This window comes from Hahella sp. HNIBRBA332, from assembly GCF_030719035.1.
Lineage (GTDB): Bacteria > Pseudomonadota > Gammaproteobacteria > Pseudomonadales > Oleiphilaceae > Hahella.
This window is the reverse complement of sequence record NZ_CP132203.1, coordinates 834547-849976: the sequence shown is the minus strand read 5'-3', so window position 1 is coordinate 849976 and position 15430 is coordinate 834547. Positions and strand designations below refer to the sequence as shown.

The 15430-nt window shown below is 54.1% G+C and carries 12 protein-coding genes; 2 read left to right on the top strand and 10 right to left on the bottom strand.

What is annotated here, in order from left to right:
* Window positions 1-128: 128 nt before the first annotated feature.
* Together O5O45_RS04040 and O5O45_RS04035 are read left to right on the top strand one after the other, a co-directional pair.
* The gene (locus tag O5O45_RS04040) at window positions 129-1250 is read left to right on the top strand and encodes an alkane 1-monooxygenase (protein WP_305903993.1); all 1122 of its coding nucleotides are present in this window, start codon (window positions 129-131) and stop codon (window positions 1248-1250) included.
* A 260-nt stretch (window positions 1251-1510) separates the two neighbouring features.
* Window positions 1511-2452 (top strand): GGDEF domain-containing protein, encoded by a 942-nt coding sequence (locus tag O5O45_RS04035; RefSeq protein ID WP_305903992.1) that lies wholly within the window; start codon window positions 1511-1513, stop codon window positions 2450-2452.
* Window positions 2453-2475: 23 nt separating this feature from the next.
* Here O5O45_RS04035 and rluB read toward each other — a convergent pair whose 3' ends face one another.
* The 10 genes from rluB to O5O45_RS03985 all read right to left on the bottom strand — a co-directional run bounded on the left by rluB (window position 2476) and on the right by O5O45_RS03985 (window position 15422).
* Window positions 2476-3444, bottom strand: a complete 969-nt coding sequence (gene rluB, locus O5O45_RS04030) for a 23S rRNA pseudouridine(2605) synthase RluB (protein ID WP_305903991.1) — start codon at window positions 3442-3444, stop codon at window positions 2476-2478.
* Window positions 3445-3479: 35 nt separating this feature from the next.
* Complete coding sequence (gene scpB / locus O5O45_RS04025) at window positions 3480-4109, bottom strand: SMC-Scp complex subunit ScpB (RefSeq protein WP_305903990.1); 630 nt, start codon at window positions 4107-4109, stop codon at window positions 3480-3482.
* Complete coding sequence (locus O5O45_RS04020) at window positions 4099-4977, bottom strand: segregation and condensation protein A (RefSeq protein WP_305903989.1); 879 nt, start codon at window positions 4975-4977, stop codon at window positions 4099-4101. Before O5O45_RS04020 ends, scpB begins: the two co-directional genes overlap by 11 nt.
* Window positions 4978-4979: 2 nt before the next feature.
* Window positions 4980-6155, bottom strand: coding sequence for a tryptophan--tRNA ligase (locus O5O45_RS04015; RefSeq protein WP_371747995.1), 1176 nt, complete (start codon window positions 6153-6155; stop codon window positions 4980-4982).
* 255 nt (window positions 6156-6410) lie between these two features.
* Window positions 6411-7286 carry a succinate--CoA ligase subunit alpha gene (gene sucD, locus O5O45_RS04010; RefSeq protein WP_011398503.1) on the bottom strand — a complete coding sequence of 292 codons (876 nt, stop codon included), beginning with the start codon at window positions 7284-7286 and terminating at the stop codon, window positions 6411-6413.
* On the bottom strand, window positions 7286-8452 hold the full coding sequence (sucC, locus tag O5O45_RS04005) for an ADP-forming succinate--CoA ligase subunit beta (RefSeq protein WP_305903987.1): 1167 nt from the start codon (window positions 8450-8452) through the stop codon (window positions 7286-7288). Before sucC ends, sucD begins: the two co-directional genes overlap by 1 nt.
* Window positions 8453-8770: 318 nt before the next feature.
* Window positions 8771-10204, bottom strand: coding sequence for a dihydrolipoyl dehydrogenase (gene lpdA, locus O5O45_RS04000; protein ID WP_305903986.1), 1434 nt, complete (start codon window positions 10202-10204; stop codon window positions 8771-8773).
* A gap of 113 nt (window positions 10205-10317) precedes the next feature.
* Window positions 10318-11553 (bottom strand): 2-oxoglutarate dehydrogenase complex dihydrolipoyllysine-residue succinyltransferase, encoded by a 1236-nt coding sequence (odhB, locus tag O5O45_RS03995; protein WP_305903985.1) that lies wholly within the window; start codon window positions 11551-11553, stop codon window positions 10318-10320.
* Window positions 11554-11584: 31 nt separating this feature from the next.
* Window positions 11585-14425 (bottom strand): 2-oxoglutarate dehydrogenase E1 component, encoded by a 2841-nt coding sequence (locus O5O45_RS03990; protein WP_305903984.1) that lies wholly within the window; start codon window positions 14423-14425, stop codon window positions 11585-11587.
* Window positions 14426-14717: 292 nt separating this feature from the next.
* Complete coding sequence (locus tag O5O45_RS03985; protein WP_305903983.1) at window positions 14718-15422, bottom strand: succinate dehydrogenase iron-sulfur subunit; 705 nt, start codon at window positions 15420-15422, stop codon at window positions 14718-14720.
* Window positions 15423-15430: the final 8 nt, after the last annotated feature.

Below are 15430 nucleotides of genomic sequence, written 5' to 3'. Positions count from 1 at the left end.
CACGATTCTAGCATACCCCCGCCCAATGAAAACGGATGAGTAAAAGTAAAAATCGCTTGATCAAATTGTTGGATTGTCAAACAATAAAACAAAATCACTCCTCAGATAACAAGAAAAAGGAGCCTCCTATGTCTGGATCTATTCGTCCACAACTCATGCTGCAAATAAAAAAGTGGGGGTATCTGGTTTTCATGATTCCACTGAGCCTCCCCATCCTGAGCTGGGTGCTGACTTCTCAATTCGGCCTGGGCGACGCAGGAGCCTGGATAACGGTTCTGTTCGTATTCGGTGTTGTTCCGGTTTTGGACTCACTCATTGGGAAAGACGCCAGCAACCCTGATGAACAACTTCACACGCCCCATTTGGAAAAAAGCCTGTACTATCCCCTGCTGACCCTATCCTGCGTCCCCGCGTATCTATGCCTGATTATCTGGGGCGCGCCCATATTCAGTAGCGATCTCTATCACTGGGCGGGAAAGGCTGGATGGGTGATTTCCATTGGAGTCGTCGGCGGCCTGGCTATTACCGTCGCTCATGAGCTGATCCACAAAAACTCCCTTCTGGAGCAAACAGCGGGCGGCTTACTGCTCGCTATGGTAGGTTATGGCGGGTTTAAGGTGGAGCACATTCGGGGACATCATGTAAATGTCGCCACCCCAGTGGACGCCTCTTCATCCCGCTACAACCAGTCCCTTTATCATTTCCTGCCTCGCGCCATCTTCTTCAATGTCAAAAATGCGTGGGCGTTGGAACAACGGCGATTGGCCAGGAAAGGGCTGACATCACTCACCCCTCACAACGAGCTGATCTGGTGGTATGGCGTCAGCGCAGCCCTGTTGGCGGGTTTTGCATTGGCCTGGGGACTGATGGGCACGCTGTTTTTTGTCGGTCAGGGGTTGGTCGCTATCTTGTTGTTGGAGACCGTCAATTATCTGGAGCACTATGGCCTGCATCGACGCGTCAACGACGATGGCGGCTTTGAACGCGTCACCCATCAGCACTCATGGAATTCCAATTACTTGCTAACCAATCTAATGCTGTTTCAGCTGCAGCGGCATTCAGATCATCACGCCAACGCCAAGCGTCGCTATCAAGCGCTGCGGCATTACGAAGATTCTCCGCAACTCCCGGCCGGCTACGCCACCATGGTGTTGCTGGCGCTGGCGCCGCCCCTCTGGCGCAAGGTTATGAATCCAAAAGTGAACCATTACTATCAGCAAGACAAAGATACAGCAGCGAATCCTCAATAAAATTAGGGTCTTTTACTCTTCAGCGGCCGCCAACAATTTGACGCCTGTTGCCGACCGCCCACTTCTTAACGCCGAATCCCTGTCACACCGGCAAGTTTCTGCCTAGGTTCAATTGACTACATATTGCTGTTTTTCAAAGAATTAAAATCCGCTGGCATTGAAATGGCAGAGTTAGCCTTGCAAGCGCCGTTTTCGCCGCTGACGGCGGATATCTCAGGCATACGCAACACGCATGTAGTATCTATCGACGGGAGCATTCCATGTCCAACCTGACCACAGAACGAATGAGCGCTGATAACAAGGTTGTTGCCCTCGCCACCTCCAATGACTCGCTGACTCTGCGGCTGGAGCAGATCGCCGGGGTAATGCTGCGCAAGCTGCAAACGACGCTTGAGGTTGAAGAGTTACTGCAGCTTTTCGTAGGTGAAGCCAGGGCGCTGGTCGCCATAGACGGCTATTCTCACGTTTACAACAATCGTACTTGCGGGGCCCGTAAACGGGGAACGCCGCATCAATTGAATTATCGCCTCACGCTGGCGGAAGAAGCGTTGGGGGAAATCACTTTCTATCGGGGCGACCGCTTTACAGACAGCGATATCCATATCATCGAAACGCTACTAGGCAGCCTGGTGTACCCTCTGCGCAATGGCTTGCGCTACCAGGAAGCCATGAACGCCGCGTTGTCAGATTCCCTGACCGGCGTCGCCAACAAACGGGCTTTTGATTATCAGTTACACAGAGAAGTGTCTCTGGCGACCCGTTACAAATACAAGCTGTCGATGCTGTTTTTCGATATAGACTACTTCAAGAAGGTCAACGACACCTATGGCCACGCCGCTGGCGACGCATTGCTGCAGCAGTTGGCCAAAGTAGTTCGGGATAACTGCCGCGACTCAGACCTATGCTTCCGTTTCGGCGGCGAAGAATTCGCCATGCTGCTGGCCAAGACTGACACAGAGGGCGCGTACGCTATTGCAGAGCGTCTCCGCGTGGCCGTTGCGAACACCACATTTCAACATGAAGACCACGATATCTCCTTCACGATCAGCATCGGCGTAGCAACCTATGATGGAGTAGAGAACCGGAACGACTTTCTGGAGCGGGCGGATCAGGCCCTTTATGACGCCAAGCATGCGGGTCGCAACAGGACCAAAATTGCGCCCCAGAATCAAGAAGAAGCGCTCAACCAAGCGGCGAACTGAGGTCGCCGCGGTTTCCAGCTTTACTAAGGCTTACGTCTGCTTGGGCCAGGTTTACGGCCAGCGGGAGTGCGCGAGGGCTTGGCTCTGCGCTCATCTGACGCCGCAGCGGGCTTACGCGCCGGGGCGCGGGCTCCCGTACGGCCGGTGGAGGGTTTGGGCTTGGAGGCGCCGCTCTTGCCTTGCTGGCGCTGCAATTTTTCCCGAGTATGCGGCGTCAGGGATGCAACGGTCTTCGGCTGCATGCCCGCCATTTCATAGAGCACGTTGACGTCTTTTTGTCCCGCCATCTCCCAGTTGCCCAAACGCACGCGGCTGGGAAGGAACATGTAGCCATACCGCACCCGCTTCAAACGACTGACGGTAACGCCTTGAGACTCCCAAAGGCGACGCACTTCGCGGTTGCGCCCCTCCTGCAATACGACATGAAACCAACGGTTGCTGCCACTACCGCCGGCCTCCTTGATATCCGAAAATTTGGCGACGCCATCTTCCAACAGCACGCCATCCCGCAAGTGGGTCAACATTTCTTCAGTCACTTCGCCATGCACGCGCACTGCATACTCACGGTCTATTTGTGAAGATGGGTGCATCAATCTATTGGCGAGCTCGCCATCAGTCGTGAAGATCAACAGACCTGTCGTGTTGATGTCCAGGCGCCCGACCGCCACCCAGCGCCCGCTTTTCAGCTTGGGCAAGCGCGCGAATACGGTGGGACGGCCTTCTGGGTCCTTGCGGCTGGTGACCTCTCCTTCCGGCTTGTTGTAAACCAGCACCATGGTTTCCTCAGCGTCCACCATGGCGATCTTGTGGCCGTCGACCGAGATCTTGTCCTCAGTCGTGACGCGGTCGCCTAAATGCGCCACTTTGCCGTTAACGCGCACGCGACCGCCGCTGATCCACTCTTCAGCCTCTCTACGGGAGGCAAGCCCTTGCCGGGCGATCACTTTCTGAAGTTTCTCGCCCTGCGCTTTTTCACCGGAAGGTTCTATCATCTATTTCGCCTTAACTGTAATCACCAACGCCATCATCAATGCAACGTGGCGTCGGAGGATGGCGGATCGGCTTCCATGGTTTCGGAAGCGTCCGCCGCATTTGCTTGCAGATCCAGTTCCAGAGCCCGGCCGATTTCCTCCAGGCTTCTGACTTCCGCCAATGGCGGCAACTGATCCAATGTCTTTAAATTAAAGTAGTCGAGAAATTGGCGCGTGGTGGCGAATAACGCCGGTCGGCCTGGCACGTCTTTATGACCAACGACACGCACCCACTCCCTTTCCTGTAGCGTTTTCATGATCTGGCTGCTGACCGCCACACCGCGAATGTCTTCGATGTCGCCTCGTGTAATGGGCTGCCGATAGGCGATGATCGCCAACGTTTCCAGCATGGCGCGCGAATAACGCTGCGGACGCTCTTCCGTCAGGCGCCCCACCCAGGGCGCAAACTCATCGCGCACCTGGAACCGATAACCACTGGCCACTTCCACCAAGTTGACCGCACGATTCGCATAAGCCGCCGTCAATTCTTTAAGCGCAGCCTTAATCTCATCCCGTTGTGGCGGTGTGAAATCCTCGACGAACATCGTCATCAACTGATCCACCGTCAGGGGCTTATCGCTGGCGAACAACATTGCTTCGATCAACTGCGTCAGATTAACCGCCATCGTCACCTTCGCTCGCTTCCGCCTCAGGTTCGTTCTCCACTTCCCCTCGGGCGCGTACATGAATTTCGCCAAACATCTCGGTTTGGACCAATTCCAACAATGATTCTTTCACCAGTTCCAGCACCGCCAGAAACGTCACTACGACGCCTAATTTGCCCTCATCGAAGGGAAACAGATCCGTAAACAGGGTGAAGTGGTCCGCCGACACTCTTTCCAAAACCTGGGTCATACGCTCCCGAGTGGAAAGTCTTTCCTTTTCAATCTGATGATGCTCAAACAGCTCTGAGCGTTTCAGTACTTCCTGCAGCGCCAGCAACACTTCCGTCAATGACACGTCCGGGTGCTTCTTTTCGCGCTGCAGTTTGGGTATCTCCGGATTCGCCGAGTAGAAGTCACGATCCATGCGCGGCAGCTCATCAATACGCTCCGCCGCTGTTTTGAAACGCTCGTACTCTTGCAAGCGTCGAATCAATTCCGCACGGGGATCATCCTCTTCCTCATCATCGTCCTTGCGTCGCGGCAGCAGAAAGCGGGACTTTATTTCCGCCAGCATCGCCGCCATCACCAGATACTCCGCCGCCAGCTCGAAGCGCATATCCTCCATCACCCGAATGTATTCCATATACTGACGGGTGACTTCCGCTACGTTGATATCAAGGATATCCATATTCTGCCGACGGATCAGATACAGCAACAGATCCAGCGGACCTTCAAACGACTCCAGGAAAACTTCCAGAGCGTCCGGTGGAATATACAGATCAGAAGGCAGCTCGGTAAACGGACTGCCCCCCACCATCGCCAATGGCAGTTCCTGCTGAACGGGAAGCTGCTCTGCCTGGCTGTCCGAGGGGGCGTCGGCGTTTTGCATTATCAGTCGTACGCCAGACCTATGGCGCTGCGAACTTCTTCCAAGGTCGCCTTGGCGGCGTCTCTGGCGTGATCGCAACCTTCTGCGATGATACTGCGCACCAGCCCGGGGTCTTCTTCATAGCGCTTGGCGCGCTCACGCATCGGGCGCTGTTCTTCAATGATGGCGTCGGCCACCGGCTTTTTACATTCGATACAGCCGATACCAGCGGAGCGACATCCTTGCTGCGCCCAGGACTTAGTGGCTTCGTCGGAATACACTTGATGCAGCTGCCACACCGGGCATTTGTCCGGATCGCCCGGGTCCGTACGACGCACCCGCTGTGGGTCCGTCTGCATGGTGCGGACTTTTTCCGATATGCTGTCTGCGTCTTCACGCAAACCAATCGTATTGCCGTACGACTTGGACATTTTCTGGCCGTCGAGACCCGGCATTTTCGCCTCAGGAGTCAGCAAGGCCTGTGGCTCGGGCAGAATAACTTTACCCCCGCCTTCGAGAAATCCGTACAAACGCTCTCTGTCACCCAGAGAGATATTTTGTTGCTCTCTCAGCAGCGCCCGCGCAGTCTCCAGGGCCTCGCTATCGCCCTGCTCCAGATAACGCTTGCGCAAGCTCTCATACAGTTTGGCGGTCTTTTTGCCCATTCTCTTGATCGCTGCTTCCGCCTGCTCTTCAAAGCCCGGCTCACGACCATAAAGGTGGTTGAAACGGCGCGCCACTTCGCGCGTCATCTCAATATGTGACACCTGATCCGCGCCTACCGGCACCCAGCCTGCGCGATACACCAGAATATCCGCACTCTGCAACAACGGATAACCCAGGAACCCATAAGTGGCCAAGTCTCTTTCTTTGAGTTTTTCCTGCTGATCTTTATAGGTCGGCACTCTCTCCAGCCAACCTAAAGGCGTGATCATGGATAGAAGAAGATGCAGCTCCGCGTGCTCCGGCACGCGTGACTGTACAAACATAGTGGCGGAACCCGGATTAATGCCCGCGGCCAGCCAGTCTATCACCATTTCCCATACGGACTGTTCAATGTCGTAAGGAGTTTCGTAGTGAGTGGTCAGAGCATGCCAATCGGCGACGAAGAAGAAGCATTCGTACTCATGCTGTAACTGTACCCAGTTTTTCAGCACTCCATGGTAATGACCCAGATGGAGTTTTCCCGTCGGTCGCATTCCCGACAACACACGACGCTGCGAATCCACAGAGGCCAAGCTATTTCCCCAAGTTTTTATTAAAGTACCAGTTATGACGGCGTCAGAAATTACGCCAAATATGAGCCTAATTGCGTGGGATTATAGCGTTAAAAGGGCGGGAGTGAAATTTGGGAGTGGAATGCCGGCCTTTCTACCGACTGGGGCGAAGGCGATAAACCATCGACTCAAAATAGAAAAGCCGCCATAAGGCGGCTTTTCAGACAGACGGAAAACTTATTTCCAGCCAGTCACTTCAGCCAGCGCCTTGCCGATATCGGCCAGGCTTCTAACTGTTTTAACGCCAGCTTGCTCCAGCGCAGCAAACTTTTCAGCCGCAGTGCCTTTGCCGCCCGCGATGATCGCGCCAGCGTGGCCCATACGCTTACCAGCAGGCGCAGTTACGCCGGCAATGTAAGAAACAACAGGCTTGGTGACGTTGTTCTTGATGAACTCCGCCGCTTCTTCTTCCGCAGTTCCGCCGATTTCACCGATCATAACGATCGCTTCAGTCTGAGCGTCTTTCTGGAACATTTCCAGAATGTCGATGAAGTTGGAGCCAGGAATCGGGTCGCCGCCGATGCCCACGCAAGTGGACTGGCCAAAGCCGAAATCGGTGGTTTGCTTAACGGCTTCATAAGTCAGGGTGCCGGAACGGGAAACGATGCCGACTTTACCTGGCTTGTGAATGTGACCAGGCATGATGCCGATCTTGCATTCACCAGGAGTGATAACGCCTGGGCAGTTAGGTCCGATCAGACGTACGCCCAACTCGTCGCACTTCACTTTCGCATCCAGCATGTCCAGAGTAGGAATGCCTTCAGTGATGCACACGATCAGTTTGATGCCTGCGTTAGCCGCTTCCAGGATGGAGTCTTTACAGAAAGGCGCAGGAACGTAGATAACAGACGCTTCCGCGCCAGTTTGTTCTACAGCTTCTTTAACTGTGTTGAACACAGGCAGACCCAAGTGAGTCTGACCGCCTTTACCAGGAGTCACGCCGCCAACCATTTTGGTGCCGTACGCAATCGCCTGTTCAGAATGGAATGTGCCCTGGGAGCCAGTGAAACCCTGGCAGATGACCTTGGTATTTTTGTCGATCAAAATACTCATTATTTACCCTCCGCTGCTTTAACCACGGCTTCAGCAGCATGAGTCAGACTTTCCGCTGCGATAATGTTCAACCCGCTGTCGGCAAGTTTCTTAGCGCCCAGCTCGGCGTTGTTGCCTTCCAGACGTACGACCACAGGAATCTTGACGCCAACTTCTTCTACAGCGCCGATAATGCCGTCAGCAATCAGGTCGCAACGAACGATGCCGCCGAAAATGTTGACCAGAACCGCTTTTACGTTGTCGTCGGAGAGAATGATTTTGAACGCTTCGGTAACGCGCTCTTTAGTCGCGCCGCCGCCTACGTCCAGGAAGTTAGCCGGCGCGCCGCCGTGCAGCTTAACGATGTCCATGGTGCCCATGGCCAAGCCTGCGCCGTTCACCATACAGCCGATGTTGCCTTCCAGCGCAACGTAGTTCAGTTCCCACTTGGCTGCGTGAGCTTCGCGTGGATCTTCCTGCGAAGGGTCATGCATGTCGCGGATGCGCGGCTGACGGTACAGTGCGTTGCCGTCTACAACTACTTTCGCGTCCAGACAGTGCAGGTTGCCGGCTTTCGTGATAACCAGCGGGTTCACTTCCAGAAGCGCCAAATCCAAGTCTTGGAACAGTTTCGCCAAGCCCAGGAAAATTTTGGTGAACTGCTTGACCTGATCACTGTTCAGACCCAGTGCGAACGCCAGTTCACGCGCCTGGTAAGGCTGTGCGCCCACCAGCGGATCGATAACTGCTTTCAGGATTTTCTCTGGCGTTTCTTCAGCAACTTTCTCGATTTCAACGCCGCCTTCGGTAGACGCCATGAACACGATGCGACGCGTGCCGCGATCCATTACCGCGCCCAGGTACAGTTCTTGATCGATGTCCGTGCAGGATTCAACCAGAATCTTGTTAACAGGCTGACCTTTCTCGTCGGTCTGATAGGTTACCAGGTTATGACCAAGCCACTTCTCAGCAAATGCCTTAATCTCTTCCTTGGAAGATACTAACTTAACGCCACCCGCTTTACCGCGGCCGCCTGCGTGAACCTGCGCTTTAACCACCCACTGGCTTCCGCCAATGGAGTCAGCGGCAGACATGGCCTCTTGCGCAGACTCACAGGCAAAGCCCTTGGAGACGGGCAGACCATAGTCCGCAAAGAGTTGCTTAGCTTGATACTCATGAAGATTCATAACGTTTTCCGCTTTTTAGTCAGCTTTCGACTTATTTACCACCGTGCAAACGAGCACAACGTTTCATATTCTCGCGAGCAGGCTTCCAGCATGAGACTCAAACTTCTCAGCCTGCGCGCAAAACTGCGCTATGTCCGCTTAGGTGACCTCTCTAACACACTCTTTATATCGAGAGCCCTGTCCGGCGCCCTGTCTCTTCAACGGCGGCCAGCCAGACGCTTTGACGTCTCACTTACGCCGCGCTCGCCGAAGGGGCGGTCGCGCTCCTTCCCGACGCTCTCAAAACAAAAGGAGGGGCGACCCCCTCCTTATTTAGCCTTAGCGCTTCTTGCGCTGGGCGATGTGGATGGCTTTGCCTTCCACCGCCAGAGCTGCTTCATGCACCGCTTCGGAAAGCGTGGGGTGCGCGAATACAGTCATGGCCAAGTCCTCTGAGCTGGAGCCGAACTCCATCGCAATAACGCCCTGAGCGATCATTTCCGACGCCTGAGGACCTACAATATGCACGCCAAGAATACGGTCAGTGTCCTTATGAGCCAGGATCTTCACCATGCCCATTGTCGCGTTGGCGGCCATAGCGCGACCGCTGGCGGCGAATGGGAATGTGCCGACCTTGTACTCTTCACCTTCCGCCTTCAACTGCTCTTCTGTCTTACCAACCCAGGCGATTTCCGGATGAGTGTAGATAACCCAGGGAATGCAGTCATAGTTGACGTGGCCTTTGTGGCCAGCGATACGCTCCGCCACAACGATGCCTTCTTCAGACGCTTTGTGCGCCAGCATGGGGCCACGCACAACATCGCCGATCGCCCATACGCCCGGCATGTTGGTCTTGCACTGATCATCAACGAAGATGAAACCGCGCTCGTCCAGATTTACGCCAGAATCAGGAGCCAACAGGTTGTCGGTATTCGGCGCGCGGCCGACGGCGACAATCAGCTTGTCCACTTTCAGTTCATGGTCGCCTTTGGTGTCGCTGTAAGACACTTTCACCACGCCACGTTTCACTTCTGAACCAGTTACCCGGGCGCGCAGACGAATATCCAGGCCCTGTTTGGTGAACTGCTTGAGCGCATCTTTTGCCAGTTGCTGATCCACTGAACCCAGGAAGGTATCCTGCGCTTCCAATACCACAACCTCTGAGCCCAGACGCGCCCAAACGCTGCCCAGCTCCAAACCGATAACGCCAGCGCCGATCACGCCCAGACGTTTGGGCACTTCGCTGAATTCCAGCGCGCCGGTGGAGTCGACAACATGCTCATTAAGCGGGGTAGGAGGAATTTCGACTGGACGGGAGCCTGTTGCGATGATGACGTTTTCTGCGTCATACACAGTAACATTGCCCGCATTGTCAGTGACTTCCACTTGCTTGTTGGCCAGCAGCTTACCTGCGCCATGAATGGAAGTAACGCCATTCGCCTTAAACAGAGAAGCAATGCCCTGGGTCAGGTTCTTGACGATATTGTTTTTACGATCTTGCATTTTGGCTACGTCAACGGAGACGTCTTTCGCCATGATGCCATGGGTTTCAAAGTCGTGTTTGGCTTCTTCGAATTTGTGTGAAGACTCCAGCAGCGCTTTGGAAGGAATACATCCCACGTTCAGACAGGTGCCGCCAAATACTGGCTTACCTGCATCGTTACTCCATTTTTCCACGCACGCCGTTTTCAATCCGAGCTGCGCCGCGCGAATCGCAGCGACATATCCACCGGGACCCGCACCGATGACGATTACGTCGAATTTATCTGCCATATTACTTTCCAATTCTTAGTTATAGGTACATAAAAGGTTTTCCGGCAATACCCCTCCGCAACCGCGCGGAGGGAGCATGACGCGCCGGAAAACTCGGCGGCGAAAGCGCTGAATTAAAGATCCAGCAGAATCCGCGCAGGATCTTCCAGCAGATCCTTGATAGTCACCAAAAACTGTACCGCTTCCTTACCATCGATCATGCGGTGGTCGTATGACAGCGCCAGGTACATCATCGGCAGAATCACCACTTGGCCGTTTACAGCCATCGGACGCTCCTGGATCTTGTGCATTCCCATAATGGCGGTTTGCGGCGGGTTCAGGATCGGCGTGGACATCAATGAACCGAAAACGCCGCCATTGGAAATGGTGAACGTTCCGCCGGTCATATCCTCGATAGCCAGCTTGCCGTCGCGCGCCTTCTTGCCGAAGTCGCCGATGGTGGACTCAATTTCCGCCAGACCCATCTGATCCGCATCGCGCAGGATAGGCACAACCAGGCCACGCTCAGTGGATACTGCTACGCCAACGTCCTGATAACCGTGGTAAACGATGTCGTTGCCATCAATAGAAGCGTTCACAGCGGGGAAACGCTTCAACGCTTCGCATGCCGCTTTAACGAAGAAGGACATGAAGCCCAGTTTCACGCCGTTATGACGCTTCTCGAACAGATCTTTATATTGCTTACGCAGATCCATGATCGGCTTCATGTTGACTTCGTTGAAGGTAGTCAGCATTGCAGAGTTATGCTGAGCTTCCAGCAGACGACGCGCGATGCTTGCGCGCAGACGAGTCATCGGCACACGCTTCTCAGGGCGCGCTCCCGCTGGAGATTCGATAGCAGGCATAGTCGGCGCCGCTGCAGGCTGAGCGGAGGACTTCACTTCAGCGGTAACGCTGGTAGTGTTGGAAGACAAGTGGTTAATCACGTCTTCCTTGGTCACTCTGCCGCCTTTACCTGTGCCTTGAATGTCGGAAGGATTCAGATTGTTCTCTTCCGCCATTTTACGCGCGGATGGGCTCAGAATCGCTTCCTGACCAGACTTGGCTTCAGTCGCCGCAGGAGCTGCCTGTGGCTTTTCTTCCGCCGTAGCAGGCGCCGCCGTTCCAGCCGCGCCCTCTTTAAATACTGCAATAACTTCTTCGCTAAGCACCGTCTCGCCTTCGCCTTTGAGAACTTTCTCAATGACGCCGGCTGCAGGCGCTACAACCTCGAGCACCACTTTATCCGTCTCGATATCGACCAGTAGCTCGTCCCTAGCCACGGATTCCCCAGGTTTTTTATGCCAAGTCGCCACTACGCCGTCCGCAACGGATTCTGGGAAAGTAGGAGCTTTGATTTCGATCGCCATCTTTTATCCTTTGTACTAACTAAGCGCCTGTTTAAATAGTAAAGGCATCGTTAACTAATTTAGCTTGCTCTTCCGCATGGACATGGCCATAGCCCGCAGCAGGAGCGGCGGAGCCCGGACGTCCAGCGTACTCGAGGTAGAGTTTCGGGTGCGTCTTCGCGAGGACGTTACGCATATGGTGCTGACTGCAGTACCAGGCGCCCTGGTTCATTGGCTCTTCCTGACACCAGACGATATTGGTCAACTTCTTGTACGCAGACAAAACTTCTTCCAAGTCGTCTTCGGGGAACGGGTACAACTGCTCTATGCGGATAATCGCCACGTCCTGTATGTTTTCATTACGACGCTTATCCAACAAGTCGTAATACACCTTACCGCTACACATAATGACCCGACGAACCTGCTTCGGATCGATATGGTCGTCGATCTCGCCAAGGACGGTGTGGAAGTGACCTTCGGCAAGCTCCTCAACCGTAGAGACCGCGTCTTTATGGCGCAGCAGACTCTTCGGACTCATCGCCACCAGAGGCTTACGCAGCGGACGCTTAACCTGACGACGCAGCATATGGAATACCTGCGCAGGGGTAGTCGGCACGCAGACTTGGATATTGTGCTCAGCGCACAACTGCAGGTAACGCTCCAGACGCGCTGAGGAGTGCTCCGGTCCCTGCCCTTCATAGCCGTGCGGCAGCAACATGGTCAGACCGCATAGACGGCCCCACTTATGCTCGCCACTGGTGATGAACTGGTCGATAACCACCTGGGCGCCGTTAGCGAAGTCGCCGAACTGAGCCTCCCAGATCACCAGCGTTTTCGGGTTGGTGGTGGCGTAGCCATATTCGAACGCCAACACCGCCTCTTCAGAGAGGTAGGAGTCGTAAATGTCGAATACGGGCTGCCCTTCCGCCAAATGCTGCAACGGAATATGCAAACCACCGTCCTTCTGATTGTGAAGAACCGCATGTCGATGAGAGAAAGTGCCGCGGCCAACATCCTGACCGGTAAGACGTATGCTATGGCCTTCATGCAACAAGGTCGCATACGCCATAACTTCTGCATATCCCCAGTTCACCGGCATGGCGCTTTGGGTCATTTTCTTGCGGTCTTCCAAGATTTTGGAGACCTGACGCTGAGGCACGAATCCGTCGGGCAGCACATCCATTTTTCGGCCGAGCTTCTGCAGCGTTTTCAGACTGATGCCAGTCTTGCACTTGGCTGTCCATTGGTGGCCCAGGTAGGGAGACCAGTCAACAAACAACTCTTTATTAGGCTCTTTCACCAAGCTTTTAACGACGTGTTCGCCTTTATCCAGCAAATCACGATATTCGTTTTCCAGGCGAGCGGATTCTTCCTCGGTGATAACGCCTTCGTTAATCAACCGCTGAGCGTAAATCTGGCGGGTGGTTGGCAGGCTTTTGATGCACTGATACATCAACGGCTGAGTCGCAGAAGGCTCATCCGCTTCGTTGTGTCCGCGGCGGCGGTAGCACAACAGGTCGATAACCACATCTTTCTTGAAAGTGTTGCGGTAATCCATCGCCACCTGTGTAACGAACAGAACCGCTTCCGGATCATCGCCGTTAACGTGGAAAATTGGCGCTTGGACCATTTTCGCAACGTCAGTGCAATACTCGGTGGAGCGCGCGTCTTCACGGCGGTGAGTAGTGAAACCGACCTGGTTATTAATGATGATGTGGACAGTGCCGCCAACGCCGTAGCCACGGGTTTGGCTCATCTGGAACGTTTCCATGACGACGCCCTGGCCAGCGAACGCCGCGTCGCCGTGCATGATGACAGGCACAACTGCATCACCGCCGGTATCGTCACGACGATCCTGACGCGCTCTTACAGAGCCTTCCACCACCGGAGAAACGATTTCCAGGTGCGAAGGATTGAACGCCAACGCCAAGTGAACTTCGCCGCCCGGAGTCAGAACGTTGGAAGAAAAGCCCTGGTGATACTTCACGTCGCCGGAGCCTTCATCCAACAGACGCTTGCCTTCGAATTCGTCAAACAAGGCTTTGGGGTTTTTGCCCAAGGTGTTGACCAACACGTTGAGACGGCCACGGTGCGCCATACCGATAACGATTTCTTTGGCGCCGTAGCTTCCCGCTCTCTGAATCAATTCATCCAGCAAAGGAATCAAGCTCTCGCCGCCTTCAAGGCCAAAGCGCTTGGTGCCTGGATAACGCGAAGATAAGTATTTTTCAAGACCTTCCGCCGCACTCAATCTTTCCAATAGGTGATAGCGACGCTCTTTCTCATAAACAGGATGCGAGCGCACTGATTCAAGACGCTGCTGAACCCAGCGTTTTTCTTCAGTGTTAACGATATGCATGTATTCAGCGCCGACGGTATCGCAGTAGGTAAACTCCAAACCACGAATAATCTCGCCGAACGTCATGGTCTCTACGCCGAAGCACAATGAGCCGGTCTGAAATACAGTATCCAGGTCCGCTCGGGTCAAGCCGTGATATTCCAACTCCATGTCCGCGATATGCTCGCGCACCATCAGGTTGAGAGGATCCAGTTTGGCTTTCTGATGTCCACGAAAACGGTAGGTGTTAATCAGCTGCAGCACCTTGACCTGCTTACGTTCGTGCTCGGTGCTGACCAATGATGTTGGGCTGGCTTCGACAGCCGCTGCGCGTCTGCGTGACAGTTTCAGGAACTGTTCTTTAATGACGGAGTGAGGAATATCCTGACTGGGTAGTCCTTCCTCTTTTGGCAGTTTGTCGAAATACTCACGCCAGGCCTGGGGTATGCCGTTAGGATCGGTGAGATAGGTCTCATAGAGTTGCTCAACATAGGCAAAGTTCCCACCTGCCAAATGGGAAGTCCGCCACAGCTGCTCCATCGTGCTTTCGTGCATATAGCTCGCCTTGGTTGCATCAGGGAACTATCTGCTTAAGGCCACTGATTACGGCTCGTTCCAGCGTCGCAAAGGCGTGCCAAACCACAGATAGCGCAGAGGACATCTGCATAACCCCGTAGGTTTACAACAGTAAACCACCCCGTCCGATTGAAGGAGGGAGTGGATTTCCTACCAGTTCAGTTTGTTTATGTCGCACGCATGTTTTGCAACACGCGGGCGCTATTAGCTTCTTAGTATAGACAGCTAATTCAGCAACGACCGTAACAGTGTAATTTTTTAAATTATAGTTTTAAGTAGCACGCTGTAAGAGCATATTGCGTATGTGGCCGATGGCTCTGGTTGGATTCAGACCTTTCGGGCATACACTTACGCAATTCATGATTCCCCGGCAGCGGAATACGCTGAACGGGTCGTCGAGATTCGCCAATCTTTCTTCGGTAGAAGTGTCGCGACTGTCAACCAGGAATCTGTATGCCTGCAACAAGCCTGCGGGACCAACGAACTTATCTGGGTTCCACCAGAACGACGGGCATGAAGTAGAACAGCACGCACATAGAATACATTCATACAGGCCGTCCAGCTTTTCACGCTCTTCGGGTGACTGCAATCGCTCAATCGCCGGAGGCGGATTGTCATTCACCAGGAATGGCTTAATTTTCTCGTACTGCTTGTAGAAAATCGCCATATCCACAACTAGGTCGCGAATAACCGGCAACCCTGGCAACGGACGCAAAATCAGCTTGTTGTTCTTCACCACCTGAGAAAGAGGAGTGATGCACGCCAAGCCGTTTTTGCCGTTCATGTTCATGCCGTCAGAGCCGCACACGCCCTCACGGCATGAGCGACGATACGCCAGGGTCGGATCTTTTTCTTTCATCAGTCCCAGCACGTCCAGAACCATCAGGTCCTTGCCCGCAGGAACTTCCAGCTCCACATCCTGCATGAAGGGAGCTTCGTCAACTTCCGGATTATAACGATAGATGCTTACCAACATAACTCTGT

Coding starts and splice junctions, on each gene's coding strand:
- sucD (WP_011398503.1), bottom strand. CDS start 7,286: ATGAGTATTTTGATCGACAAAAATACCAAGGTCATCTGCCAGGGTTTC.
- O5O45_RS04020 (WP_305903989.1), bottom strand. CDS start 4,977: ATGCAAAACGCCGACGCCCCCTCGGACAGCCAGGCAGAGCAGCTTCCC.
- O5O45_RS03985 (WP_305903983.1), bottom strand. CDS start 15,422: ATGTTGGTAAGCATCTATCGTTATAATCCGGAAGTTGACGAAGCTCCC.
- scpB (WP_305903990.1), bottom strand. CDS start 4,109: ATGGCGGTTAATCTGACGCAGTTGATCGAAGCAATGTTGTTCGCCAGC.
- odhB (WP_305903985.1), bottom strand. CDS start 11,553: ATGGCGATCGAAATCAAAGCTCCTACTTTCCCAGAATCCGTTGCGGAC.
- sucC (WP_305903987.1), bottom strand. CDS start 8,452: ATGAATCTTCATGAGTATCAAGCTAAGCAACTCTTTGCGGACTATGGT.
- O5O45_RS04015 (WP_371747995.1), bottom strand. CDS start 6,155: ATGCGACCGACGGGAAAACTCCATCTGGGTCATTACCATGGAGTGCTG.
- O5O45_RS03990 (WP_305903984.1), bottom strand. CDS start 14,425: ATGCACGAAAGCACGATGGAGCAGCTGTGGCGGACTTCCCATTTGGCA.
- O5O45_RS04035 (WP_305903992.1), top strand. CDS start 1,511: ATGTCCAACCTGACCACAGAACGAATGAGCGCTGATAACAAGGTTGTT.
- O5O45_RS04040 (WP_305903993.1), top strand. CDS start 129: ATGTCTGGATCTATTCGTCCACAACTCATGCTGCAAATAAAAAAGTGG.
- rluB (WP_305903991.1), bottom strand. CDS start 3,444: ATGATAGAACCTTCCGGTGAAAAAGCGCAGGGCGAGAAACTTCAGAAA.
- lpdA (WP_305903986.1), bottom strand. CDS start 10,204: ATGGCAGATAAATTCGACGTAATCGTCATCGGTGCGGGTCCCGGTGGA.